The sequence below is a fragment of the Paenibacillus sp. 01T424 genome (assembly GCF_056398745.1).
In genome coordinates this window covers 136392-161768 of sequence record NZ_JBFTPZ010000010.1, presented here as the reverse complement: position 1 = coordinate 161768, position 25377 = coordinate 136392, and the positions used below count along the sequence as shown (strand labels likewise).

24 protein-coding genes are annotated in these 25377 nt (G+C 43.4%); 23 read left to right on the top strand and 1 reads right to left on the bottom strand.

The features are described 5' to 3' along the window. The 8 genes from AC1DPK_RS11045 to AC1DPK_RS11010 all read left to right on the top strand — a co-directional run. Nucleotides 1-1515, top strand: a 1515-nt coding sequence (locus AC1DPK_RS11045; protein ID WP_477510323.1) for a 2-isopropylmalate synthase, incomplete at its 5' end; no start/stop codon positions are given. A 104-nt stretch (nucleotides 1516-1619) separates the two neighbouring features. Further along, nucleotides 1620-2432 carry a class I SAM-dependent methyltransferase gene (locus AC1DPK_RS11040; protein ID WP_441877370.1) on the top strand — a complete coding sequence of 271 codons (813 nt, stop codon included), beginning with the start codon at nucleotides 1620-1622 and terminating at the stop codon, nucleotides 2430-2432. Between the two features lie 535 nt (nucleotides 2433-2967). Beyond that, a complete protein-coding gene (locus AC1DPK_RS11035) occupies nucleotides 2968-3711 on the top strand; it encodes an ABC transporter ATP-binding protein (protein ID WP_076269663.1) in 744 nt (247 codons plus the stop codon). Between the two features lie 63 nt (nucleotides 3712-3774). Continuing rightward, nucleotides 3775-4002: a hypothetical protein gene (locus AC1DPK_RS11030; protein ID WP_441877367.1), complete on the top strand. Its 228-nt coding sequence runs from the start codon at nucleotides 3775-3777 to the stop codon at nucleotides 4000-4002. A gap of 48 nt (nucleotides 4003-4050) precedes the next feature. Continuing rightward, nucleotides 4051-4980 (top strand): polyprenyl synthetase family protein, encoded by a 930-nt coding sequence (locus AC1DPK_RS11025; protein ID WP_477510322.1) that lies wholly within the window; start codon nucleotides 4051-4053, stop codon nucleotides 4978-4980. A 129-nt stretch (nucleotides 4981-5109) separates the two neighbouring features. Continuing rightward, nucleotides 5110-5280 carry a competence pheromone ComX gene (locus AC1DPK_RS11020; RefSeq protein WP_339207229.1) on the top strand — a complete coding sequence of 57 codons (171 nt, stop codon included), beginning with the start codon at nucleotides 5110-5112 and terminating at the stop codon, nucleotides 5278-5280. Nucleotides 5281-5312: 32 nt separating this feature from the next. Then, nucleotides 5313-7709 carry an ATP-binding protein gene (locus AC1DPK_RS11015; RefSeq protein ID WP_477510321.1) on the top strand — a complete coding sequence of 799 codons (2397 nt, stop codon included), beginning with the start codon at nucleotides 5313-5315 and terminating at the stop codon, nucleotides 7707-7709. After that, complete coding sequence (locus AC1DPK_RS11010) at nucleotides 7687-8337, top strand: response regulator transcription factor (protein WP_076269667.1); 651 nt, start codon at nucleotides 7687-7689, stop codon at nucleotides 8335-8337. The genes AC1DPK_RS11015 and AC1DPK_RS11010 overlap by 23 nt, the downstream gene beginning before the upstream one ends. 124 nt (nucleotides 8338-8461) lie before the next feature. Here AC1DPK_RS11010 and AC1DPK_RS11005 read toward each other — a convergent pair whose 3' ends face one another. Further along, nucleotides 8462-10396 (bottom strand): ABC-F family ATP-binding cassette domain-containing protein, encoded by a 1935-nt coding sequence (locus AC1DPK_RS11005; protein ID WP_339207234.1) that lies wholly within the window; start codon nucleotides 10394-10396, stop codon nucleotides 8462-8464. Between the two features lie 154 nt (nucleotides 10397-10550). On the opposite strand from AC1DPK_RS11005, the gene AC1DPK_RS11000 reads away from it, so the two are divergent. The 15 genes from AC1DPK_RS11000 (at nucleotide 10551) to AC1DPK_RS10930 (ending at nucleotide 25304) form a co-directional block, all read left to right on the top strand. Then, nucleotides 10551-11150, top strand: coding sequence for a 5-formyltetrahydrofolate cyclo-ligase (locus AC1DPK_RS11000; RefSeq protein ID WP_477510320.1), 600 nt, complete (start codon nucleotides 10551-10553; stop codon nucleotides 11148-11150). Between the two features lie 82 nt (nucleotides 11151-11232). Beyond that, the gene (moaC, locus tag AC1DPK_RS10995) at nucleotides 11233-11712 is read left to right on the top strand and encodes a cyclic pyranopterin monophosphate synthase MoaC (protein WP_339207238.1); all 480 of its coding nucleotides are present in this window, start codon (nucleotides 11233-11235) and stop codon (nucleotides 11710-11712) included. A 27-nt stretch (nucleotides 11713-11739) separates the two neighbouring features. Further along, entirely contained in the window at nucleotides 11740-12234 is a 495-nt protein-coding gene (locus AC1DPK_RS10990) for a MogA/MoaB family molybdenum cofactor biosynthesis protein (protein WP_054026672.1), read from the top strand. Then, nucleotides 12231-13286 carry a molybdopterin-binding protein gene (locus tag AC1DPK_RS10985; protein WP_477510319.1) on the top strand — a complete coding sequence of 352 codons (1056 nt, stop codon included), beginning with the start codon at nucleotides 12231-12233 and terminating at the stop codon, nucleotides 13284-13286. The genes AC1DPK_RS10990 and AC1DPK_RS10985 overlap by 4 nt, the downstream gene beginning before the upstream one ends. A gap of 54 nt (nucleotides 13287-13340) precedes the next feature. Further along, entirely contained in the window at nucleotides 13341-13586 is a 246-nt protein-coding gene (gene tatA, locus AC1DPK_RS10980; protein ID WP_339207243.1) for a twin-arginine translocase TatA/TatE family subunit, read from the top strand. 129 nt (nucleotides 13587-13715) lie between these two features. Continuing rightward, nucleotides 13716-14468: a twin-arginine translocase subunit TatC gene (tatC, locus tag AC1DPK_RS10975; protein WP_076269790.1), complete on the top strand. Its 753-nt coding sequence runs from the start codon at nucleotides 13716-13718 to the stop codon at nucleotides 14466-14468. A gap of 203 nt (nucleotides 14469-14671) precedes the next feature. Next, complete coding sequence (locus AC1DPK_RS10970) at nucleotides 14672-15838, top strand: YhgE/Pip domain-containing protein (RefSeq protein ID WP_477510318.1); 1167 nt, start codon at nucleotides 14672-14674, stop codon at nucleotides 15836-15838. Between the two features lie 70 nt (nucleotides 15839-15908). Then, nucleotides 15909-16502: a TetR/AcrR family transcriptional regulator gene (locus tag AC1DPK_RS10965; RefSeq protein WP_441877343.1), complete on the top strand. Its 594-nt coding sequence runs from the start codon at nucleotides 15909-15911 to the stop codon at nucleotides 16500-16502. Nucleotides 16503-16688: 186 nt separating this feature from the next. Beyond that, nucleotides 16689-18524 (top strand): hypothetical protein, encoded by a 1836-nt coding sequence (locus AC1DPK_RS10960; protein ID WP_477510317.1) that lies wholly within the window; start codon nucleotides 16689-16691, stop codon nucleotides 18522-18524. A gap of 33 nt (nucleotides 18525-18557) precedes the next feature. Next, complete coding sequence (locus AC1DPK_RS10955) at nucleotides 18558-19688, top strand: glycoside hydrolase family 88 protein (RefSeq protein WP_477510316.1); 1131 nt, start codon at nucleotides 18558-18560, stop codon at nucleotides 19686-19688. Nucleotides 19689-19704: 16 nt separating this feature from the next. Further along, nucleotides 19705-20922 carry a DUF2264 domain-containing protein gene (locus AC1DPK_RS10950; protein WP_477510315.1) on the top strand — a complete coding sequence of 406 codons (1218 nt, stop codon included), beginning with the start codon at nucleotides 19705-19707 and terminating at the stop codon, nucleotides 20920-20922. A gap of 313 nt (nucleotides 20923-21235) precedes the next feature. After that, nucleotides 21236-21517 carry a co-chaperone GroES gene (gene groES / locus AC1DPK_RS10945; protein ID WP_054026679.1) on the top strand — a complete coding sequence of 94 codons (282 nt, stop codon included), beginning with the start codon at nucleotides 21236-21238 and terminating at the stop codon, nucleotides 21515-21517. Nucleotides 21518-21595: 78 nt separating this feature from the next. After that, a complete protein-coding gene (gene groL / locus AC1DPK_RS10940; protein WP_076269676.1) occupies nucleotides 21596-23230 on the top strand; it encodes a chaperonin GroEL in 1635 nt (544 codons plus the stop codon). A 163-nt stretch (nucleotides 23231-23393) separates the two neighbouring features. After that, nucleotides 23394-24305: a tyrosine-type recombinase/integrase gene (locus AC1DPK_RS10935; protein WP_477510314.1), complete on the top strand. Its 912-nt coding sequence runs from the start codon at nucleotides 23394-23396 to the stop codon at nucleotides 24303-24305. 315 nt (nucleotides 24306-24620) lie between these two features. Continuing rightward, nucleotides 24621-25304: a hypothetical protein gene (locus tag AC1DPK_RS10930; protein ID WP_477510313.1), complete on the top strand. Its 684-nt coding sequence runs from the start codon at nucleotides 24621-24623 to the stop codon at nucleotides 25302-25304. The last annotated feature ends 73 nt before the right edge of the window (nucleotides 25305-25377 follow it).

The following is a 25377-nucleotide window of genomic DNA, read 5'->3' as shown; positions in this document are numbered from 1 at the left end:
GGCGAGCAGTCACCAGGTGCTTCAATTGATCCTGAACGTAAAATTATTATTGCACGCCAGCTTGGCAAGCTTGGCATTGATGTTATTGAGCCAGGTTTCCCGGTTTCCAGCCCAGGCGAATTCGCGGCTGTACAGCAAATTTCACGTGAGCTTCAGCATGTAGAGATCGCAGGTTTTGCGAGAGCGGTAAAGGTTGATATTGACGCTGCAGTGAAAGCGACACAGGATGCAGCACGCAGACGCCTTCACTTGTTTATATCCTCCTCCGATATTCATCTTAATCATCAGCTTCGCAAATCTCGGGAAGAGGTCATTAAGATCGCGAGAGATATGGTTGCTTACGGCAAGCAATTCGTAGATGAAATCGAGTTTTCTGCAATGGATTCCACACGATCTGGCAGAGACTTTGTCATTCAGCTCGTTGAGGCGGTTATTGCGGAAGGTGCGACTATCATTAACCTGCCGGATACGCTTGGTTATGCTATGCCAGAGGAAATGAGCGAGCTGTTCCGCGCGGTGCGCAAGCAAGCCAGAGGCGGAGAAACGGTGAGATATAGTGCCCATTGTCATAATGACCTAGGCCTTGCTGTAGCTAACAGTATTTCTGCTATTAATGCAGGTGCCACACAAATTGAAGTGACTGTAAACGGGATTGGCGAACGCGCGGGCAACTGCTCTCTAGAAGAGCTGGTTATGGCAATAGAAACGCGCAAGGATGCTATTCAAGCAGAAACAAACATTAAAATTAGCGAAATTTATGAAACCTCTCGTTTGGTTAGTCGCGCTATGCATTTCCCGATTGCTTACAATAAGCCAATCGTTGGCCGCAATGCATTCCAGCATGAATCGGGCATCCATCAAGACGGTTTGCTGAAAAACCGTAACACGTATGAAATTATGGATCCGGAAGCGATGGGCATTTCGCGGAACATGATTATATTAGGCAAACATTCCGGCCGCCATGCGATTAAACATCGCCTTGCTGAGTATGGCATCGATATGACAGAAGTGCAGCTGCAGGATGTGTACGATAAATTCAAGGAAGTCGCTGATGCTCAAAAAATCGTGACAGATGATGAATTGATTCGTATCGCAGGTGAGCTGACACAGACGCAGCCAGATCCATATGTACTGGTTGATCTGCATGTTCACGCGGGTACGCAGCCTTCACGTACAGCGACGGTTACCATCCGTGAGAATGAGTTTGGTGTAGAACAATCTTATATCGCAATGGGAGGCGGCCCTATTGAGGCAGTGATCCATGCCATTCAACAAGCGATTCCAGTAGCAGCGGAGTTCGAGGATTTGGAGCTTCATTCGCTATCAACTGGCGAGGATGCTCACGGTGAAGCGGTCGTCAGCATTATTCATCAACAGAAACGATTCCGCGGTACATCCATTCATAGTGATATTGTGCTTGCAGCCGCTCAAGCCTATGTTTCAGCGTGCAATCAAGCAGTTATGACGACAGGCAGCAGAGTAGTAGAAGTAATCCAAACTAAAGCTGCCAACTAATTTCTCATAAGGCCAACGGATTGCTTTTCCCATAGTAGAGTGAGTTCTTTCTATTATGGGAATAAGCGCTGCTGTGGGCATAAAACCTCAAGGAGGTATATGTGATGAGTAAAATTATTCAATATTATAATCAGTTTGATGAATGGGGGCGTCTCGATAGAGCGCCCCTTGAGTTTATCGTCAACTGGCATTTTATTCGAAATTACTTGCCTGCGAGTGGACATATTTTGGATAATGGCGCCGGTCCTGGAAAATATGCGATGGAACTAGCTGATAGCGGCTATGATGTCACGTTAACAGATTTGACCCCAAGGCTGGTACAATTAGCCGCTGAGAAGGCAGAGGAGTTTGGGTTGGCAGATCGTTTTAAAGGTTTCCACGTTGCAGATGCTAGAAGCTTGAGCTCGTTTGCAGACGAGACTTTTGATGCTTCATTGATGATGGGGCCGCTCTATCATTTACAGAAGGAAGAGGATCGTGAACAGGCGGTTAAGGAGCTATATCGTGTAACACGGAGTGGGGGGTATGTGTTTATCGCCTTTATGACACGTATTAGGCATTTGCTAAATGCTCTTGCTTATCCGCAAAGCTGGAAGCCTCTCGATTCAATGGATGAGATTCAGCAGTTTATGGATTCGGGCGTTTTTAATCATAAAGATGAAGGCAGATTCACGGGAGCCTATTACTATGATATCGATACGATTACGCCGTTTATGGAAGCGCAAGGATTTGAAACGGTCAAGTTGATTGGTTCCTCCAGCGTTGCAGGAGCCCTTACATCGGAGCAGTTCGATTATTGGAGGTCTCAGGGAAACAAACAATTCTCCGATTTCATGCAAATGATTTATGATTCTGCTGAAAATATTCATTTATTAGGTTCAGCTTCACATTTACTTTATATCGGTATTAGAAAATAGCCATAAAAATTACCAAAATTAGTGTTGTGCACAAAGTTATCCACAAAGAGGCTTCATTTTGTGGATAAAAGAGTGAAATGCCCGAAAACACTGGATTTACGAAAGATCAATATTGTGAACGGAAAGGGGATATTATTTGCGGTGTTTAACTGTGGATAATGTGTATAACGTGGATAAAATAAATAAATGTAAGAAATTGTACCTATAAAACGACGGATTCCGCTAAAATGCTACTCTTATACGTAGGTACTATCGACAGAATTAACTAACAATTTATACAGAACTGTTGATATCTCTGTGGATAATGGTGATTGGTTGTTTATAGCAACTTTTGGAATCATTAGTAAGCTTCCTTTTGTTTTGCGCTAGCATTGCGGTCACGCAAAAAAATTGCGTGAATTACTAGACAGGTTTTCGGTGAAAAAGTTAACGGTATGCGTTATCTTGAAACTATGACGCATACCAAAACATAAATCTCACCTTATAGCTTTTAGTGATAGGCAATGCTTAAGTGTGAATGGAGGTTAACCAAGGAATGGATAAGCAAACGATCATTCAGGTAAGCTCGGTCAGCAAGTACTATGGTGCGAATAAGGCAGTAGATCAGGTTTCCTTCAAAGTAAACGAAGGTGAAATATTCGGTATTATCGGTACGCACGGCGCGGGAAAAACGACGTTGCTAGAGATGCTAATGGGGATTCGTATGCCCGACCAAGGCAGTATACGGATCTATGGACATGATGTGGTGCTGGATGCAGAAAAATTGAAGGAAGACATCGGAATTCATCTGCAAAGCACAACTTTAGTAGATAAAATGAATGTTCGAGAGGCAATGGAGCTTTTCCAAGGTTTTTATAAACGGAAAAATAATTTGGATCACATCATTGAACAGTTTGGGCTTAGTCCATATTCGGATAAACTAGTTAAACGTTTATCAGGCGGTTGGAGACAACGTACGGCACTAGCTATCGCATTGGTGAACGATCCAAAAATCATATTTTTGGATGAACCCACAACAGGACTGGATCCGCAAGCCAAACGTGATTATTGGTCACTGCTGCAGATTCTTAGACAACAAGGGAAAACAATTATTGTCGCTTCTCATGATATGGAGGAAATTCAGCGCAATTGCGATCGCGTATGCGTGATGCGCAAGGGAGAATTCATTACTTGCGATAACCCGTCTACACTTATTGCACAGCTGCCTGGTGGCGGCATGACAATGGAAGCCGTTTATATGCATCACGCAGTTGAGATGAATGGGAGTGTCAGCATATAAGAAAAACAAAAACTAAGAGTATGTTTATTGCACATGTATTCCTCAAGGAGGGCTTTTTAGTAAATGGATCATCGAGATCGCATCGAAAGTCCGTCAGTCGAGCGCAGAAAACTATTGGAGAAGAGAATGGAGATGATTACAAACTTAATCAGTCAAATGAATGAGGGGGAGAGTCAGAAGCAAGAAGATCAAAAGCAAAAAAAACAAAAGCGCAGAGGCGACTGCAACGGCATAAGGACACTACATCGGATAGGACGATTCGTAACTGTATTTCAGCGTATGTTTATGTAACGATTTAGTAGTATAATATAATGATCTTGATTTGGCGGAGGATCGATTGTGAACGATTGTATTCCACTCATTGGTCAACACATGCGATTATTGGTTCAGCGTTTCTTTACAGCTGAGCCTCTTGCACGTTATGCAGAGCAGTTTATTGCGGACAAGCTTGAAGAGACGATTCGATTTGGTCAACTAACGGTTATTCATTACCGCATGTTTGGCGGAAAAGGCGAAGACCCCATAAAAGCAGCTGCTGCAGTCGAATTATTTATTTTGGCGTCGGATATATTGGATGATTTGCAGGATCAGGATGTTCCAAGCAAGCCTTGGATGAAAGTCCCAATGCCTATAGCCATTCATGTAGCCTCCTCTCTACTAACTTTGTCGCAGCAAGCAATGTTAAGCAGCACATCTAATCATGAGATTCGATTGGCACTCACAGAAATGATGAATGCGCAGCTTTTGAAGGCCGCAAATGGTCAAATGCTTGATATTATGAATGAAATGAACGACGAGGAATCCTATTTGGATGTCGTAAAACAAAAGTCTGCTACGCTTCTTCAACTAGCGTGTATGGCCGGCGTAATGTTGGCTGGTCGCCATTGGAATGATACCGTTGCAGAATATGCGCTAGAAATAGGTGTTTCAGCTCAAATTCAGAATGACCTCCGAGATTTGCTGCGATGGGATGAAAAAAGTGATTTTCTTCAACGTAAATGCACCTTGCTTACTCTGTATTTAATAGAAGGAGAAGCAGAAGAAGATCGCTGGATTAAAGAGTATTTTGAGGGCCGGTTAACTTCCGAAGAAATTGCGATGAAAAGAGAGCTTTTTCTTGAAACCTGTGAAAGAACAGGAACTATATTATATGGCTCTGTCATGAGTCGGATGCACTATAATCGCTTTGAGGAATTAGTAGACTCCATACAGGAAATAAGTCCTTGGAAAGCGGAATTTTTGCACATAATAAACTCTAAAAATGCATAACAACAAACCACGCAAAACGTCTTTCGGTAAATACGAATCACTTTTGCGTTTCCTGTCGTATCTATTCCTGTTATAGTAGAGAAGAAGAAAAGATTACTAATATAGTAGTAGAGAAGCGGAGGAGTTAATATGTTAAAAGAAGCTATTCGTCAGTTGGTAAGCAACACTGAAAAAATGTCTATGGCTATGGGTGGACAAATGCAAGTAGCAGGTGTTTCAGTTGCTGAACAACGCGCTCTTCTTGGCGAACTAAAGAACAAAAACGAAAAAAATAGCGGCTACGCATACATGTGGAATTAGCATACTGATTTGTAGGGAAGGAAGAGGAGTGCATGAGACCTAACTTATTTAACCGAATTGTTGCAATCCTCTTCCTGTTTGTCTTGTTAGGTTCTGTTTTATATTTAACCTCGGTAATCGTAAGAATTCCTTCAATCGGTGCTGTACTAGTGGAGGAGCCAGGTAATCGTTATTTTGTTAAGTCGATAGAACCAGCTGGACAAGCGGATGTAAAAGGTATTGAAATAGGCGATCAGATTTTAGAAATAAACGGTGATTCAGTACAGGATTTTGAGTATGTAAAGAAATATAATTCAATTGAATCCGCAGATTACGTTCTTGTTTTACATAAGGATAAAGTTACACAGAAAATTGAGTTTCCCAAGGGGTGGACAGGCGACCATTCGTTATGGGAGCTGCTGATTCAGTTGTATATCCCTGGTGTTTCACTCATTATTTTTTGTGCGTTTTCAGGATTTTTGTATGCAAAACGAAGGAATGATAAGGCTGTAATCATTCTTATTTTGTTTTTTATTTCGATTGGCTTAAGTTACTATAGTTCTGCAGCATCAAGTCGAAGCGATTCTGTTGGGCTTACTATTATTTATTTGGTTCTACCCAACATACCATTGCTGTTTATGAGCTTCATGAACATTTATTTAAAGCGATTCGATGTTCATTTTATTAGTAAATCAATATTGAACACTTTATATGGGATTGTGGGTTTTGTAGGGATCATAAGCTTAATTTATATCTGGACAGATTTAGCGTCAAATAACATCTATACCTATATTCAAATAGCCTATAGCAGTTCTGTGCTGATAGGTAATTTTGTATGCGTTTATATGCTTGTGCGAAAGTTTATAAAGCATCGGCGTACAAAGCTGCATTCTCTGTTCACAATCACGTTGATCTCGCATCTAGTTGCTTTTACTCCGTTTGCATTAATGAACTTGCTGCCTCAAATTATTGGCAAGGACCAAGTTTTTCCAGCCGCTTTTACTGCGCTATTCCTATTCTTATTACCTATCGTTTATTTCTATCTGTCTACCTCAAATCAATTATTTGATATTGACTTTATTCTAACTAGATTTAAATATTATACGGCGCTAGCCTTTATTCCAGCTGTCATTGTGGCGGCACTTGTAGCGTTTGTATTACTAGGAGAGAACAATCCGTCATGGTCCGCGTGGTTTGGCGTATTTTTTGTCATTTACATCGGAATGACGTTGTTTTTATATGGGAAGGAACAAATTGATCAAAGGTTCAGACCTAAGCTCTTTAAGGCGATGTATAGTTATCAGGATAGTCTGGATCGTTTCTCGCGAAAAATCGCTAGAGTAATGAAGCAAAGCGATTTGGAAGCTGTGCTTAAACAAGAGATTAGTGATCTGCTGCCAGTTAGTCGGATTACTTTTTTACTTATTGAGCAATCGGAGAATACCGTATACCCGATGGGCGATCATCCTGAGGAACTTATCACTGCTGAGTTTTTGCTCGGAACTGTAAATTCCTTACAGGTGGGCGAGTTAATCGAGCTGCCTTATGGACTCGGTCTTGTAATCGGCAGACAACGGTCTAGGTATCATATTTTGTGGATCGGCATGAAAACCAATCATACGCGGTTTAATTCGGACGAGCTTCGTTGGCTTAAGACGATGTCCAATTATTCCAGCATCGTATTTGAGAATCTATATTTAATTGAAGGTTTAATTGAGGATTTAGAGTCGGAGGTTCGCAAAGAGCATTCAACTTCACCATGGGTGCTGCGCCTTCTATTCTGTTTGTCTGAGAACGAGAGAAGAAAACTTGCTGCTGACTTGCATGACTCAGCGCTGCAAGATCAGCTGCTTTGGTACCGGAAGCTTGAAGCCATTATGATGGACTATCCGATTTCGAATAGTTTGGGACGCGAGCTGGAGGATATTAAAGAAGGATTACTCGATGTTATCCATCAAATTCGTGAAACTTGTAATGAACTGCGTCCACCGCTTTTGAAGGAGATGGGAGTAGTCGAGGCTGTTGAATCGATTATCGAGCATACTCAAATGCGTGTTAACTTTGCAGTGGATTTTCGTGCAAAATCATTTAATCGTCCGCTTAACGAGGAACAAATTACGGCGATTTACCGGATCGTACAGGAATTGCTGCGTAATGCGGACAAACATTCTCAAGCTAAATTAGTTGTTCTTGAGCTTGAACTGCGCAAAGGAACGATATATTTCCGATATCAAGATGATGGTGTCGGTATGGATGTAAATCAAATGAGTGTTTCTTTTGAACATATGGGCTTGTCAGGCATTAAAGAGCGGGTGACTGGTCTGGAAGGTGACATATCATTTTATTCGGAAAGCGGTAACGGCTTAGAGGTTGTCATCTTGCTGCCAGAGATCATGACAGCCGGTAGATCGGAGAGGGGTATATCGCGTGATTCGTATCTTATTAGTTGATGATCATCCTTCTGTCGGAGAAGGAACCAAAACAATGATTGAGCAAGACAGCGAGATGTCGGTATCGGTCGTTTTGTCCGCCATTGAGGCGCTCGATATTGTACAAATCCAGCAATTTGATCTCATTTTATGTGATTTGAATATGCCTGGCATTAGTGGATTGGAATTAACGAAACGTCTTATTCAACAGGATCCGGAGCGCAAGGTTATTATTTACTCGGGCTATGAGATTGGCTCGCATTTTAACTTGCTGATCGAATCAGGCGTCTCTGGTTTTATTTCCAAGACAGTATCAAGAGAACAGCTTCATAATGCGATTCGATGTGCCATGAGAGGGGACACGGTTATTCCGATCACCCTGTTAAAGCAGCTTAGAAGGCATGAAGTAACGATCGGACGGACAGAAGTAGCTGTTGAAGATGTGTCTATTAATGAGAAAGAACAGACCATATTACATGAAGTAGCTACTGGAATTAGCAATAAAGAATTAGCAGCTATGCTTCATGTTAGCCAGCGAAATGTCGAATATCAGCTGTCGCGTATATTTGATAAACTCAACGTACGGTCCCGCTCGGAAGCAATAAAGGAAGCACAGCGTTTAGGCTTGATCAGCTTAGAACAATACTAGAATTAGGTTAGTTAACCCTAGTTTGTTTAGGTGGTTAAGTAGGATAGGAATGAATAAAACCGGCAGCTAAAGGATTATCCTTAAGCTGCCGGTTTTAATTGAATTACGAATTGATTTACGAAACTTACATGTATTGTTCCCATTCCTCATATGCGGTCGATAGTGAGGTTTTAACAGCTTCAATGGCAGCTTGAATTTCTTGAATACGGATGTAATCATTAAAAATCGCAGGATCAGTGAGCTGTAACTCCAAATCGGTTATTTGCTGCTCCAGCGTAGCGATTTCCAGTTCTAATTGTTCAACTTTACGCTGCCGTGTACGTTCTTCACGTTTTGCTTGCTTGTCTGCCTCGTAAGAGTTGGCAGGTGAAATGTCGGATACGGCTGTTGTTTTTGAGTTTGAAGCCTGTTTTGACAGTGCTTCGAGCCGTGCTTCTTCGATTTCACTTTTTTTCTCTATCATTTCGTCATAATTTCCTAGGAAATGATCAGTACCTGACGACTTTAGTTCGACAATTCGTTCAGCCATCTTGTTTAGGAAGTAACGATCATGTGAAATGAAGAGCAAGGTTCCTTCATAGTCAAGCAATGCAGCTTCAAGAACTTCTTTGCTAAATAGATCGAGATGGTTGGTAGGCTCATCCAAAATAAGGACATTGGCCTCTGCAAGCATAAGCTTCGCTAGAGATACACGTGCCTTCTCACCGCCGCTAAGGGAAGAAATTCGCTTGAGTACGTCTTCGCCGCTAAATAAGAAGTTGCCGAGCACCGTACGAATACGTGCCTCCTCCATATGGGAGTAACTGCCCCAGACCTCTTCAAGAACAGTATTTTGGCCGTTCAGCCTCGTTTGTTCTTGGTCATAGTAACCGAGTTTGACGTGAGTTCCAAACTTAATTGTACCTGTTGTTGGTTCATTTTGACCGACAATAACCTTTAGCAGTGTTGATTTCCCAATCCCGTTCGGACCAATTAATGCAACGGTTTCACCACGAGTGAGCTGGAAGGATACATTTTTAAAGATAGGTGTGTCCTTACCTGGGAAAACAACGGAAACCTCATTAACAGCAAGTACGTCTTTGCCTGTCGAACGCTCGATTTCAAATGTGAAATGAGCTTTTTTTAAATCACCTTGCGGCTTGTCCAGCCGATCCATTTTGTCCAAAGCTTTCCGTCTGCTTTGTGCACGTTTGGTCGTTGAAGCTCGAACAATATTTCGTTGGACAAATTGCTCCATACGCGAAATTTCGTCCTGCTGTTTTTCGAATTGACGCATATTGATTTCGTACTCGGCAGCTTTCAGCTCCATATAGCGGCTGTAATTTCCAGTATATCGCTTGGAGGTATGACGCTCGATTTCGATAATGGTTTGAGCAAGAGCATCTAGGAAGTAACGGTCATGGGATACAACTAAGATGGCACCTGAATATCCGCGCAAATAGGACTCTAGCCACGTTAAAGTCTCAATGTCGAGATAGTTGGTAGGCTCATCAAGCATAAGCAGATCCGGTGCCTGAAGCAATATGCGAGCGAGTGCGAGCCGTGTTTTCTGGCCGCCACTTAATGTTGATATTAAAGTGTCAGCTGGAAATGTTCCGAAACCCATACCGTGAAGAACACTGTTAATACGCGTGTTGACCTCGAAACCGCCTTGCTCGCGGTACCAATCTGAACGCTTGGCATAACGATCGAGTATGGCTGTATAACGTTTCTCATCCTGATGAAGTTCGGGATCTGCAATTTTCACTTCAAGATCACGAAGCTCTTGCTCTGCTTCAATTAGATGCGAGAAAACGGCAAGCATTTCTTCACCAATCGTTCGATTGGATTGCAATCCGCTATTCTGAGCGAGATAACCAATTTTAGTTTCTTTGGCTTTATGAATAGCGCCAGAATCTGCGGACATTTCGCCTGCAATGATTTTGAGCAGTGTAGACTTGCCTGCACCGTTCACACCTACGAGACCAATACGTTCTCGTTCCAGCACTTGCATCGAAATATTGGATAATACGACATTTACGCCGTAGCTTTTTGTTACGTTAGAAACCTGCAGCAGCATTTTGAAACCTCCAACAAATAAATGGTAAAGAACGAATGCTCATACTACATATTAGTGTACCATAAACGAGCGCTAGCATTGGCGAAAGTTGCACAACAATGTTAAACTACAATTAATGAAAGAAAATGATGGGAACTAGAATAGGTGAATGCTTTTGGTTGAACCAAATCAACGGGGCGATAAGGCTTACATACGAAGTCAGATAACGATAAAACGAAATAAATTACCAGTCGAGCAGCGGCGATTATGGTCAGAAGCAGCTTGCACGAAAGCGATGGCTTTTATTGAAAGCCATTCGGTTGCCGCGTTTATGGTGTACGTTTCTTTTCGGAGCGAGCTTGATTTGTCAGGTCTCATTGAATGGGGCTGGCGAACAGGGCGAGAAGTCATTGCGCCAAGATGCATCGCAGCAGATCGTTCCATGGAGCTCTATACCTTGCGGAGCTGGGATGATCTGATACCTGGTGCATATGGGATTATGGAGCCGAATCCGAATACGGCGCAGCCTTTTAAGGACAATTGTGAACTGGGTGTTGTGTTTGTGCCGGGACTAGCCTTTGACCTTCAAGGGGGCCGCCTTGGTTATGGGGGCGGTTATTATGACCGATTTGCTGAATCTGTTCAAAACAATGCTTCTAAGCAGTACTGGCTTGGAATAGCGTTCGAGGCGCAGCTCATCGATGAGGTGCCTCTCGAGGGGCATGATTTGAAAATGGATGGCTTGATTACTGAAAAAAACATGTATTTAGTTTAGAGGAAATACAGCTGAATGATTGCCAAGCGAGCTATGAACGTTAAAGGCGAACCGTTCATTAGCGCTAGAAGGAGCGTTTGAGGTGGAGTTGACACATTTTAACGAGCAGGGTCGGGCGCGAATGGTAGACATCTCTGACAAGGAAGTCACTTCCCGCACGGCAGTCGCTCAAACTAGGATAACGATGAACCGAGATACATTAGAACAAATTAAGGCTGGCAAGATTGGGAAGGGCGATGTACTGGCTGTGGCTCAGGTTGCTGCAGTTATGGCTGCCAAAAAAACGTCAGATTGGATTCCAATGTGCCATCCGCTACCGCTCACAGGCATCAATGTGGTTTTTAGCGATAACGGAACGGATGAGCTTTACATAGAAGGTACAGTAAAGACAACAGGAAAAACCGGCGTGGAAATGGAAGCACTGACAGCCGTGTCTGCCGCAGCTCTAACGGTCTACGACATGTGCAAAGCGCTGCAAAAGGATATGGTTATCGGTCCTACGCAGCTGGTTTCAAAAACGGGCGGAAAAAGCGGCGATTATCGAATTTCGTCAAACCCATGAGCGAAATAGGAATGGGAGGAATGGTAAATGCGGTGGAAAGTAGCAATTTTGACAGCAAGCGATAAAGGATCACGTGGAGAACGTGAGGATACGAGTGCCCAGGTTATCCGTGAATTGGTTGAGGAAGAGCTGGGTGGAGAAATTATTGATTATCGGATTGTACCGGATGAGCAGGATGAAATAATGGCAGCCATTATTGAAATGACAGAGTACTTCCATGCGGATCTTGTGCTTACGACGGGCGGCACAGGTCTTGCAGAGCGCGATGTTACGCCCGAGGCAACGCTCAAGGTTATTGACCGTGCTGTTCCGGGAATAGCGGAAGCGATGCGCATGGGCGCTCTCCAAAAAACAAGAAGAGCAATGCTCTCAAGAGGCGTCTGCGGCATTAGAGGCAGCTCATTAATCGTTAACCTGCCTGGGAGTCCAAAGGGCGTACACGAGAGCTTAATGGCGATCATGGATCAATTGCCGCATGCTCTGGGCATTTTATCCGGAGAACTGGGGGAACATAGCGTATGAGTCAGCAGCAGCATCATGCAGAGAACGGAACAGAACAACATGGATCGACTACGCTAAGAGAAGTTTCCGTATATGATGCGATCGGGCTGCGACTGGCTCATGATTTAACGCGAATTATTCCAGGTCAGTTTAAGGGTCGATTGTTCAAAAGAGGTCATGTCGTAGTAGAAGCAGACATTCCTAATCTGCTTGATATTGGCAAGGAGCATATCTATATTATGGAGCTTGGAGAAAACGAGCTTCATGAGGATGATGCAGCCATTCGAATGGCTGAAGCGTTATATGACGAGAAACTCATTCTTTCAGAGCCGCATGAGGGCAAGGTGAGCATTAAAGCAAACCAGCTAGGCCTTGCGGAGATTGATAAGGCATTAGTTGATGCCATTAATGAGCTGGGTGAAATTGCATTAGCAACGATTAAGGCAAAAACAGTCGTTAAGCCGGGACAAGCGCTGGCTGCAACCAGAGCCATTCCGCTTGTCGTACCCAAATCGAAGGTAGAGACGGTAGAGAGGCTTGCAGCCGAATACCGTGAAGCGAATGGCGGAGTTTCACCGCTGCGCGTTCGCCCTTTCCGTAAATTTCGTGTCGGTTTGTTGACGACGGGCGGCGAAGTTTTTAACGGAAGAATTGAAGACAAATTTGGTCCGGCAGTAAGAAGCAAGCTCGAGGAGCTTGGATCAGAAGTTGCAGAGCAGCGATTTGCACCCGATGATCGACAAACAATTGTCAAGGAAATACACTATTTGCTTGCACAACGTTATGATATGATACTAGTGACTGGCGGAATGTCGGTAGATCCCGACGATCGCACTCCTGGAGCCATAAAGGAAACAGGAGCGGATATCGTAAGTTACGGAACTCCGATGCTGCCAGGCTCAATGCTGCTTATTGGTTATTTAAACGGAGTGCCGATATTGGGGCTTCCAGGATGCGTCATGCATGATCCATATACATCATTCGATGTGCTGCTGCCGCGGATTTTAGCGGGAGATACGATTGTTCGTGAAGATATTGTCAGCATGGGATATGGCGGCTTAAACAGCTGTTAAGTATGAGCTGCTTAATAATGATGCTGCTACATAAAATTACGAGGAGGTTGGCAAATGTCAGGAATTGGTGCAACAGGTGTTATACTGCTCGTGTTGGTTGCTTTGCTACTATTTGGACCAAACAAGCTACCAGAACTTGGACGTGCATTCGGACGGACATTGCGTGAGTTTAAATCCGGAGCAAGAGAGATCATGGATGATGATGATCGTGACCGTGATCGCAAGGACAAAGATTCGAGCCGTGTTGATGTGAGTCGCTCGGAAAATAGTGATAAAGACAATAAGCGGCTGCCGGATTAATCGGGCCCGCTTTTTTCTTGAAAAAAAGGTTTACCGCTAGGCGAAGGAGGTATCGTGCAGGTGGGATCGGAAGGAAACAGCAAATCGGAGCATAAATCACGTAAAGCGCTTCTTCGAGAAGAAGGGTTGATGCCGCTTTTGGAGCATCTTGGCGAGCTACGCAAGCGTATCATTTACGTGCTTATTATTTTAACGTTAGGCTTAGTCGTCGGACTTATATTTGCACAGCCTACCTATAACTTTCTAATGAGCCAGAAGCCTGCTAATACAATTTCGTTACATACGTTTTCCCTTTGGGATGGCATTGGCATGTATATGAAATTTGCATTTGTCATCGCTTTAATTATTTCTTTGCCTGTTATTGCATATCAGCTTTGGGCATTCGTAAAGCCGGCTTTGCGCAAGAACGAGCAGCGTTCCACGCTTAAATATGTTCCATTTGCACTAATCATGTTTTTAATTGGATTGGCGTTTTCTTATTTTGTCGTCTTTCCACTCGCTTTTAATTTCACAAGAACAGTATCACAACATTTAAACCTTGAGGAAACATATGGTATCGCGCAGTATTTTACGTTTATGTTTAATCTGCTCATTCCGATATCGCTGTTATTCGAACTGCCGCTAGTCATCATGTTTTTGACAGCTATTCGTTTAGTGAATCCACAGCGGCTTCGCAAAATGCGCCGTCTAGCGTATTTCATCATGGTGCTTATTGGAGTTATGATTACGCCGCCGGATTTCATATCGGATATATTAGTGGCAATCCCATTACTCGTTCTATATGAGATTAGTGTGTTTTTATCAGGTTCGGTACACAAAAAGCAGCTAGCTGCAGATGCAAAATGGGAAGCGGAATATGGAGAGTCAATGTCTGAAGCATAGGAAGAAGAAGGGGAATGTCCTCTTCTTCTTTTTTTTTATTTAAGAAGCTTATAAAAGGCTAATATTTCTCCGTCAAAGCTTCATCAGCATCTAGAGGACGCCGAAGGCGAGTTTGCGTGGTTGACAAAAACATCATTTCCGCATAATATTTAAACAGTTGTTTAAAACAATTGTTTAAATAGAGAAAACGGGAGTGGATCATATTGAAAAATGCACTAATTGCTTTTATGAAACGTCCAACGACTATCGTTGGTATATTTACGGCAATCATGTTCCAAGTTATTTTTTCGGTCATTTGGATGACAGGTTATAACGGTGTTACGGACCGCGTACAAAATTTGCATATTGCTATTGTGAATGAAGATGCACAGATGGGACAGAAGATTGCTGGCAACCTTGTTCAGAACTTGCCTTTTAACATGAGTGAAATCAGCAGCATTGACGAGGCGAAGCAGCAGCTGAATGAGCGTGAACTGCAGATGGTCGTATGGATACCGGCGGATTTCTCTCAGAAGGCTTCAGCAGCCGATGGTACAGCCTCCATTCAATATGTAATTAACGAATCAAATCCAGCTCTGATTAAAAGTATTATGAGTGGTGCAGCCGGACAAATAACAGCAGAAGTAAATAAACAAGCCGTAACGGGCGGCATTCAAACGGTACTTGGCAACATGCAGCTGCCAGCAGAGCAAGCTGGAGCAGCGGCACAAGGATTGTCAGAGCGTGTTAAATCTGAAATTCAGTCAACGAACGTGATACAAGGAATGAACAATCAAATGGTTCCGATGATGCTGGTGCTTGCTTCTTATGTCGGCGCGATGATCATGGGTATGAACTTTGAGCAATCTTCCCTTTCACTAGGAGCAACAACAAGCAGATGGAAACGTTTTGGCGCAAGAAGCGTAATTAATGTAGGAGCAGGTGTCATTGTTTCGTTAGTAGGTTCTTCCTTGCTTGCTGCATTTGGCGGTCAGATGGAACAAGGATTCCTTCATATTTGGCTGTTCCAGCTGATGTTCGTATTAACCTTTATATTCGTCTCGCAAATGTTTATTTACCTGTTTGGTTTAAGCGGCATGCTGTTCAATATTATTTTATTGTCGGCACAGCTTGTTACCTCTGGTGCGATCGTACCGCGTGAATTGTTATCCGACTTTTACGTCAAGCTTGGTGATATTCTTCCAGCGACGTATGCAGTTGAAGGTACGATGAATATTTTGTTCGGCGGCCCAGCGGCTACAGCTGACTCTTTGTCACTGAGCGTTATTGCGGTCGTTGCCTTTGCGGTTAGCGTCGTTGCGGTGGCGCTGAAGCGCCAAGCCGCTCCTGTAGTGCAGCCTACAGCAATAATTGCAGGGCAAAAAAGATAATTCAACTGCAGTTTGCTGTTGGTTTAGAAGTGGTTCAAAATAAAAGATATTGTTTTTATGGGGGCCAGTCATGACAACAGGAGATGCGGATATTAAAATTAGAATATTGTCAGCTGCCAAAAAGCTGTTTGCGGAAAACGGCTTCGATAAAACGACCGTTAGGCAAATATGCGAAGAGGCTGGAGCTAATGTTGCGCTCGTCTCGTATCATTTTGGCGGGAAAGAAAATATGTTCTATGCTTTATTTGATTATTATTTTCCAAACAATCAAATTGCCGAGCTAGACCCAATGCAGATAGATCCGGTAGAGGGTGTTAGACTTATTGTTCGTGAGGTAACTAATTTCCGCTACAGCGACTATCAATTAATTAACATTATTCAGCAAGAAGTTATCATGAACACGGATCGAATTGAGAAGATACGCAAGCATGTGATGCCGATGTGGGGGAAGCTCCGCTACTGGCTCAAAGAGGGTCAGGAGCAAGGTTTATTTCAATTCAACTCCTTAGATAACACCTTGTTTTCCATTATCGGTACGTTGCTCTTTCATCGGAATAGCCAATATTGGGCTATCTTGCATGAAGAAGAACGTTCATCACAGGAAGCGATCGTCGAGGATTTAACCCTATTTATTTTGGGTGGATTGTACTATAGAGGCGAATAGCTGAAAACCATGAAATACCGTGCGCGAGAAATCGCCGTACGGTATTTTTTTGTTACAGCCTTCTGCTATTCATAAACTACTGGTACAATTTAGGTGCAATGATTATGAAAGTATGGAGTTTCGCATAATGCCCGTTTAGTATAAAGCCAGCAGCTGCGCAGGCAGAATAGGAGCGAGATTATACAAATGAAACGTGACCGGATACAGGAGATTTTGGAGCAGCATAAGAAAAAAGGGCTGACGCTTCTAGCCTCAGGCGGTGAAATCCAGAAGCCCAGTTCGCAACTGTGGAATCAGTCCATTAATGAACAGCTCCTTGAAGAGATTAAAAGGGATGCCGATCGCTTCATGCTTACCCCTGATCCCGAGCTCACTTACTCTCTATTTCGTGTTTATGGAGATACGGGAGAGCGCTTAGCTTATGAAAGAGTATATTTTGAGAGGCGAAAAAGATTGAATTCGTATGTCATTATGGCGCTGCAGGAGCCGGAAAATGTAGATTACGAAGTTGCCGCTCTTAATATGATCTGGTCGGTTTGCAATGAGTTTATATGGTGTTTGCCTGCTCATTTTAATGAAGGATCAGACAGGCTGGACATCGATTTATTTTCGGCGGAGACGGGGTTTGCACTGAGTGAGGTAAAGTTGTTATTAGGTGACCGCTTGCCGGACTTGCTGCGAAGGCGTATAGAGGCTGAGGTAGAGAATCGCCTATTCCGTCCTTTTTTGGAGCAAGGCCCATATGGGTGGGAGACAGCGGATCACAATTGGGCGGCTGTATGCGCGGGTTCGGTTGGGGCAGCAGCGTTGTATCTTATTGAGGATTCGCATAGGCTGTCGCAAGTGCTGGAACGTGTGCTTCATTCGCTTGATTGTTATTTGAGTGGATTTGGCGATGACGGTGCGTGTGCGGAAGGTTATTTATATTGGCAGTATGGTTTCGGATATTATGTATATTTTGCTCAGATGTTAAAAGCGGCAACAGATGGGGAAATCAACTTATTTGCATCGAATAAGGTGAAGGAGATTGCACTTTTTCAGCAGAAATGTTTTACAGGAAGCAGCACGGTCGTTAACTTTAGTGATTCGCGTCCTGAAAGCGGTATATTTATGGGGCTCAGCTGCTGTCTGCATCAGGAGTTTGCAGAGGTCATTGTACCGGATGCGAGCCTTAGAGCGGAGTATTCTGCTGATCATTGCGGACGCTGGGCGCCGGCGATTCGTAATTTGCTGTGGGTGAAAGAAGAATGGATGGTGGCGACTGAAAGTAAAACGATCTGGCCTGCCGAGTCCTATTATTTATCTGATGTGCAGTGGCTTCTGTCTAGACATGCAAGTGAGAACGGTGGCAACTACAGCTTTGCGGCAAAAGGGGGCCATAATGAGGAGCCTCATAACCACAATGATGTGGGCCATTTCATCATACATGCGGATGGACAAGCTTATTTAGCGGATTTGGGCAGCGGAAAATATACGGCGAAATATTTTGGCCCGGAACGGTATTCAATTTGGTGCAATGGCTCTAAGGGTCATTCGGTTCCTATAATAGATGGCTCTCATCAGCAAAATGGGGCTACGTTTAGAGCAGCAGTTATGGAAGCGTCAACAAATGCGAAGATGGATAAGTTTGCGCTGGAAATCAGCTCGACGTATGGCCATTCCAAGCTGGAGCGATTGGAGCGCCGATTTCTGTGGGAAAAGGGAAAGCTGCCGCGCCTGACGCTGACGGATACGATTTGGATGATGCCAAATGGAGATGAATCGGATGCTGAGCGGCAAGTTACAGAGCGGTTCATTACGTTTCTAGTTCCCGAGCTGGTCGAGGAAGGTCGAGTGATTTTAACAGGACAACGCCAATTGTTTATTAATTATGATCATCAGGTTTGGAAGCCGGTCGTTACCGCAAGGAGCGATATCGATCATTATGGCGTTGAGCGATTCTGGTATACGCTTGATTTTGAATGGAAAGCAGCAGTTGAAGTGCCGTTAATTGCAAATTTTATTTTTCAATTTGAATCATAACTACAATATTCGATGCGAGGAGCGAGTAAGGATATGGAGCAGATCAATTGGGCAAATGAAGCTTGGGCAAATGTACATGAGAAGGTTACGAGAACAAGTAATCGGATTGGTGCAAGATTTCCGCATGCGAGCGTCGATGGAACGTATGTGCTGGAGGCGCCTCAGTGGTGGACAGCCGGTTTCTGGCCGGGCTTGTTATGGCTGTTGTACCGTGATTCAGAGTCGAAGGATGATCGATATAAAGATATTGCCGAAGCATGCGAGCAGCAATTGGATGAAGTATTGTTCGGATATGATCGCTTGGATCACGACATCGGCTTCATGTGGTCGCTAACGAGTGTAGCCCGCTATAAGCTGCTTGGTGAAGAGCAATCCCGCAGACGAGCGTTGTTAGCGGCTAGTGTACTTAGCGGAAGATTTAATGTAAAAGGAAACTATATTAGAGCTTGGAACCCATGGGGTGAGGGGGATCGCAATGAGGGCTGGGCAATTATTGACTGCATGATGAACCTGCCTTTGCTCTACTGGGCGAGCGAGACAACGGGCGACCCAAGATTTAAGCATTTGGCGATGGAGCATGCGGATACGGTGCTGGAGCATTTTATACGGACGGACGGTTCGGTTAATCATATTGTAGTCTTTGACCCGCATACGGGTGAATTTGTAAGTGTGAACGGCGGACAAGGCTTTGCGCCAAACTCAGCGTGGTCGCGCGGAGCATCGTGGGCGATTTACGGGATGGCGCTCAGCTATCGTTATACGGGCGAGGCTCGGTACTTGGAGGCGGCGAAGCGGGTTGCCCATTTCTTCCTTGCGAACTTGCCTGAGGATTCGGTGCCGCATTGGGATTTCCGTCTGCCTTCAGGTGTAGAACGTTATCGCGACACGTCAGCTGGTGCTTGTGCTGCCTGCGGTCTGCTCGAAATCGCAAGATCAGTTCCTGCAGAAGAATCGGAGCTATATCAAGCGTCAGGCGAGCGAATAATGCGTTCACTGTACGAGAATTACGGTGCTTGGGATGATGAAGCGGAGGAAGGCTTGATTTTGCATGGGACAAGCCATTACCCAGAGCGGAGAAACATTGATGTGCCGCTTATTTATGGTGACTATTTCTTCGTAGAAGGTTTAGCGCGATTAAGAGGGGATTCCTCGACATTCTGGTAGAGGAGAGGTAACGAACATGCAAATCGAAAGTGGATCACAGATAAACGAAACGCTTCCTATGCGCAAATACTGGCTGGAGCAGATGCTCGCTATTGGCGAACCTGTGTTTAGCGCCCTTGCTGAGCGCCGTCTTAAAGAGAAGATGCCTATAGAAATCGCAATAACTGCTGGAGATACTGATGATGAGAAAGCTGCCGCTGAACTTAAAGCTGACCGAGCGAAATTTACGCATTTAGAAGCGTTAGGACGCCTTTTATCCGGTATGGCTCCATGGCTTGAGAATCAGCACATTAATGGACACGAAGAGGAGCTGCGAATTCGTTATGCCGCGCTTGCTCGTGAAGCAGTGGATGCGGGCACTGATCCAGCTTCGCCAGACTATATGAACTTTAGCGATGGTTACCAGCCGATTGTCGACGCTGCTTTTTTGGCGCTTGCGATATTGCGTGCTCCGATAGAGCTTGGTGAAAAGCTGGAGCAGCGTGTGAAGGCAAATGTAATTACGGCGCTGAAGCAAACGAGATCGAGAAAGCCAGTCTTCTCGAATTGGCTGCTGTTTGCAGCAACGATTGAAGCGGCGCTGCTTAAGCTTGGTGAGCTTGACTGGGACCCGATGCGGATCGATTACGCGTTGAAGCAGCATGAACAGTGGTATTTGGGTGACGGCGCATATAGTGATGGTCCGGATTTCCACTGGGATTACTATAACAGCTTCGTTATTCAGCCGATGCTGGTCGATGTACTTGCCGCAGCAGGTGATGAGCACGAGGAATGGCGAGCCATGCAGGGTGCTGTTGCGAGCCGTTCACGGCGTTATGCAGAAGTGCTTGAGCGGCTAATTGGAACGGATGGAACATACCCGCCAATTGGACGCTCGCTTGCCTATCGTTTCGGAGCCTTTCAAAGCCTAGCTCAGCATGCTTTAAATGATGATTTGCCAACGTCCGTCACAGCATCTCAGGTACGCTGTGCGCTTACCGCAGCGATTCGTAGAACGCTTGAAGTGCCAGGCAATTTTACAGCGGATGGATGGCTTACAATCGGCTTCTGCGGACATCAGCGAGATGTTGGCGAGCGGTACATTTCTACGGGAAGCCTCTATTTATGCGCTGCGGTGTTCTTGCCGCTTGGCCTAGCAAGCGAGCATCCATTTTGGAGTGGAGCAGACGAGGCTTGGACTTCTAAAAAGGCGTGGTCAGGACAAGCTTTTGGCATCGATGCGGCTTTGAAGTAAATCTTTACTGATCCTGAGGTTGTTTTAAAAAGAGCAAACGGTCGTATTTCTGCGGGGAAGCAATTTGAGCATTATCGTATTCTCAAGATATAGTTGGCGCATAATAATAGCTTGAGCGAATCACAATGGACGGGCCAATCCGCACAAAAAAGATTTAGTTCCTTCTGCCTAGTGTAAATAAACGGAAAAATGAAACCAAGCACTTGAAATTAATAACGAAAATGAGTATGATAAAAATAGTTGTTAGCACTTGAAGGTTTCGAGTGCTAACGAGAATATAAGCAGCGACAAATTTTGAAGGAGGCTATTTTCAATGATCAGACCTTTGGGTGAACGCGTATTGATCGAAGCAATCGCGAAAGAAGAAACAACCGCTAGCGGTATCGTATTGCCGGATTCGGCGAAAGAAAAGCCGCAAGAAGGCAAAGTGATTGCAGTTGGAAGCGGCACGCTGAAAGATGGTGTTCGCATTGCTCTTGAAGTTAAAGAAGGCGACCGCGTTCTTTTCTCCAAATATGCAGGCACTGAAATCAAATACGAAGGCAAAGAGTATTTGATTATGAAAGAAAGCGAAATTCACGCGATTTTTGAATAACAACCCGCTTAGGGTCACATAGAAGGCAACACATAAACTAAGCAGTTCTACTTAAACTATTTTGGGAGGTTTCTGTTAATGGCTAAGGAAATTAAATTTAGCGAAGACGCTCGTCGCGCAATGCTGCGCGGTGTTGATGCACTTGCAAATGCAGTTAAAGTAACACTAGGTCCAAAAGGCCGCAACGTGGTACTTGAGAAAAAATTCGGAAGCCCGCTTATCACAAATGATGGTGTTTCCATTGCAAAAGAAATCGAGCTTGAAGATGCTTTTGAAAACATGGGCGCTCAACTTGTTAAAGAAGTAGCTACAAAAACAAATGACGTTGCAGGTGACGGTACAACTACTGCTACTGTTCTAGCACAAGCGATGATTCGCGAAGGCTTGAAAAACGTTACAGCTGGCGCTAACCCTATGGTTATCCGCAAAGGTATCGAGAAAGCTGTTAAAGCTGCTGTTGAAGAGCTTAAAGCAATCTCGAAACCAATCGAAGGCAAACAATCGATCGCACAAGTTGCTTCGATTTCATCTGCTGACGATGAAGTAGGCCAACTTATTGCTGAAGCTATGGAAAAAGTCGGCAACGACGGCGTTATCACTGTAGAAGAGTCGAAAGGCTTTGTTACAGAACTAGAAGTTGTTGAAGGTATGCAATTTGACCGTGGTTATGTATCTCCATACATGATTACTGACACTGATAAAATGGAAGCTGTCCTAGACAACCCTTACATTCTTATCACTGACAAAAAAATTACGAGCATTCAAGAGATCCTTCCGGTTCTTGAGAAAGTCGTACAATCCGGCAAGCAATTGCTAATCATCGCTGAAGACGTAGAAGGCGAAGCTCAAGCTACTCTAGTAGTGAACAAACTTCGTGGAACATTCACTTGCGTAGCTGTTAAAGCTCCAGGCTTCGGTGACCGTCGTAAAGCTATGCTTCAAGATATCGCTGCTCTAACAGGCGGCCAAGTGATTACAGAAGAGCTAGGCCTTGAGCTTAAGTCAACTGGCGTTGAATCACTAGGTTCTGCTCGTCAGATCCGCATCACTAAAGAAACTACAATCATCGTTGACGGCAGCGGCAACTCCGCTGACATCGTTGCTCGCGTGAACCAAATCCGCGCTCAACTGGAAGAAACAACTTCCGACTTTGACCGTGAGAAGCTTCAAGAGCGTCTTGCAAAATTGTCTGGCGGCGTTGCAGTTATCAAAGTTGGCGCAGCTACAGAAACAGAATTGAAAGAGCGCAAACTACGCATCGAAGATGCCCTCAACTCCACTCGTGCAGCGGTTGAAGAAGGTATCGTATCGGGCGGCGGTACTGCCCTCATTAACGTATACAACGCTGTTGCTGCTGTTAAAGCAGAAGGCGACGAGCAAACAGGCGTTAACATCGTTCTTCGTTCCCTTGAAGAGCCGCTTCGCACAATCGCTGCGAACGCTGGTCAAGAAGGTTCGGTTATCGTTGAGCGTCTGAAAAACGAAAAAATCGGCGTAGGCTACAACGCAGCTACTGGAACATGGGTTAACATGTTCGAAGCGGGTATCGTTGACCCTGCTAAAGTAACTCGTTCAGCATTGCAAAACGCAGCTTCCGTTGCAGCTATGTTCTTGACAACTGAAGCGGTTGTTGCTGACAAACCTGAACCTAAGGGTGCTGGCGCTGGCATGCCAGATATGGGCGGCATGGGCGGCATGGGCGGCATGATGTAGGCTAGACTGGATAAGGCTTTTCAGCCTTTCTGCTCTAAACCATCAGACCATGTAGCTCCTTGAATTGAGGTTATTTTGACTTTGATTTAAGAAGCAGTCACTGTTACAAATAATAAATAAAGCAATGACCACTTCTTAATATTCTATTAGGGAGTGGTTTTTTGTGTTGTTAAAGTTTGCATTTCAAGATTTTTTAGATGATCGCAAGTTCAAGAATACGACAAAGGTAAACATCAGGAATTATCAAACGTTGCTTGGAGAGTTTATCAATTACTGTGTAGAGCATGAAGTAGTCAACGTTGAAAATATTACACAAAGTCATGCAAAAAGTTACTTGATACATTGTCAGGAAAAAGGAAATAAAGCTGGTACTGTAAACACAAAACTTATGAGAATGAGAGCATTCTTCAATTATATGGTGGAGTGCGAGGTAATAAAGATTAGTCCAGTTAAAAAGATTAAGCTATTGAAAGATGATGTGAAGGTTGAAGTATTTAATGATGAGCAAATTATTCAAATGTTGAGTTACTATAGGAGAATTAAACGTAGAGAGAAGAGTTATTGTGCCTATCGTGACTACATGCTTATTGTTGTGATTTTAGGTACTGGTATTAGAAGAGGGGAAATTATCAATTTGAAATGGTCAGACATTGATTTTGAAAATCAATCAATATCTGTATTTGGCAAAACGAGACGTAAAGAGACATTACCTATGACAGAGAAACTAACCAAAGAACTTCGAGCATATCAAACCTTCTGCAAACAACATTGGGGGAAGAGTAGCGAATATGTATTCACCAAGAGGGACTATAACCAGATAACTGAATTTTCACTAATGCAAATATTTCAATATTTAGGTGAGAAGATGAACTTTCCAAACATAAGAGTATCGCCGCATACTTTTCGACACACATTTTGTCATCGACTTGCTATGTCTGGAATGAGTGCTTTTGCAATTCAAAAGCTGATGCGTCACCAAAGTATTACGGTTACGATGAGATATGTTGCAATGTGGGGAAATGAATTACGGGAGCAGAATCAGAGGTTTAACCCACTAAATTATTTGGATATATAGCGTGTAAGGTACATGAGGATAGCATGGAGCTTTAAAGAAGATTCTGAAATAGACCAATTGCTTCTATAAATCGCCAGAAAGTACTCAGAAACTTGTACATGAACATGGATAATTATAAAACCTTCTATTGATACGATAGCCATTACAAGCCAAACAACAGTCTGATATGAAGTGAATATAACTTGAACGGTTGAATAGCCGTTCTTTTTTTGACCATAATGTTTAAAATCAACATAAAATCAACAAAATATATTTACATTCATCAAAATCATCTATATAATAAGAATATGAGAGAAATGAAAGAGAGTGATCTGAATGATTGGATTAGAATTTATTTGTAAAGTGTATAACATCGAAAACAAGGAATTAGCAGAAAAATTAAAAATAGTACCTACAAATATTAGTAGCTGGTTGAAAGGAACAAGGGAGATACCTAAAAAATACTTGAGCGTTTTATCAAAGATATTCAAGGGTATCGCATCAGAATATTTTCAAAAAGAGCTTACTCATGTTGATGAACTGAAAATACGCATTCATTACATAGAAACAATGGATTTTGATAATCGTCATGGAGAGCTTATTGTCGATAATCCTGAAGGTGAAACGATTTTGGATGAGTATATTGATGATTATGAAGATCAATTAAAGAGCTTATACGATCAACTGAATCAAACAATAAAGATTAATTCGTATCAAGAAAAAGTGCAATATATTTTTGAAACCATCTGGGCGTTAGACTCGAATACAAAGACTGAAATTTTCAAAGAGAAGAATGCTGAAGACTTCATTATTTCAAAGCTAAATAGCTATCTTGATCTCCTTAAAAAGTTTCATGTTAATGACATCAACGCAGTTGATAGTTTAATAGGCTATTTAAAACATTATCATGGTGTAGAACGGAGAAAATGGCAGGATCAGGAGTTATTTCCAAATGAAAAACTATTATCTTTCTATCAAGATTTAGAAAGTGTGCTGAAAAAACACAAGGTTATAGAGTAATAATGAACAAAATAAAAGAGAGGAAACATGATGTTTCCTCTTACATACAAATCAAATATAAAACTAAGGAGCT

What these genes read in the sequence shown, in the direction of transcription:
- AC1DPK_RS11040 (WP_441877370.1), top strand. Translation starts at nt 1,620, where the DNA reads ATGAGTAAAATTATTCAATATTATAATCAGTTTGATGAATGGGGGCGT.
- AC1DPK_RS11035 (WP_076269663.1), top strand. Translation starts at nt 2,968, where the DNA reads ATGGATAAGCAAACGATCATTCAGGTAAGCTCGGTCAGCAAGTACTAT.
- AC1DPK_RS11030 (WP_441877367.1), top strand. Translation starts at nt 3,775, where the DNA reads ATGGATCATCGAGATCGCATCGAAAGTCCGTCAGTCGAGCGCAGAAAA.
- AC1DPK_RS11020 (WP_339207229.1), top strand. Translation starts at nt 5,110, where the DNA reads ATGTTAAAAGAAGCTATTCGTCAGTTGGTAAGCAACACTGAAAAAATG.
- AC1DPK_RS11015 (WP_477510321.1), top strand. Translation starts at nt 5,313, where the DNA reads ATGAGACCTAACTTATTTAACCGAATTGTTGCAATCCTCTTCCTGTTT.
- AC1DPK_RS11005 (WP_339207234.1), bottom strand. Translation starts at nt 10,396, where the DNA reads ATGCTGCTGCAGGTTTCTAACGTAACAAAAAGCTACGGCGTAAATGTC.
- AC1DPK_RS10990 (WP_054026672.1), top strand. Translation starts at nt 11,740, where the DNA reads ATGCGGTGGAAAGTAGCAATTTTGACAGCAAGCGATAAAGGATCACGT.
- AC1DPK_RS10985 (WP_477510319.1), top strand. Translation starts at nt 12,231, where the DNA reads ATGAGTCAGCAGCAGCATCATGCAGAGAACGGAACAGAACAACATGGA.
- tatA (WP_339207243.1), top strand. Translation starts at nt 13,341, where the DNA reads ATGTCAGGAATTGGTGCAACAGGTGTTATACTGCTCGTGTTGGTTGCT.
- tatC (WP_076269790.1), top strand. Translation starts at nt 13,716, where the DNA reads ATGCCGCTTTTGGAGCATCTTGGCGAGCTACGCAAGCGTATCATTTAC.
- AC1DPK_RS10965 (WP_441877343.1), top strand. Translation starts at nt 15,909, where the DNA reads ATGACAACAGGAGATGCGGATATTAAAATTAGAATATTGTCAGCTGCC.
- AC1DPK_RS10960 (WP_477510317.1), top strand. Translation starts at nt 16,689, where the DNA reads ATGAAACGTGACCGGATACAGGAGATTTTGGAGCAGCATAAGAAAAAA.
- AC1DPK_RS10955 (WP_477510316.1), top strand. Translation starts at nt 18,558, where the DNA reads ATGGAGCAGATCAATTGGGCAAATGAAGCTTGGGCAAATGTACATGAG.
- AC1DPK_RS10950 (WP_477510315.1), top strand. Translation starts at nt 19,705, where the DNA reads ATGCAAATCGAAAGTGGATCACAGATAAACGAAACGCTTCCTATGCGC.
- groES (WP_054026679.1), top strand. Translation starts at nt 21,236, where the DNA reads ATGATCAGACCTTTGGGTGAACGCGTATTGATCGAAGCAATCGCGAAA.
- groL (WP_076269676.1), top strand. Translation starts at nt 21,596, where the DNA reads ATGGCTAAGGAAATTAAATTTAGCGAAGACGCTCGTCGCGCAATGCTG.
- AC1DPK_RS10930 (WP_477510313.1), top strand. Translation starts at nt 24,621, where the DNA reads ATGATTGGATTAGAATTTATTTGTAAAGTGTATAACATCGAAAACAAG.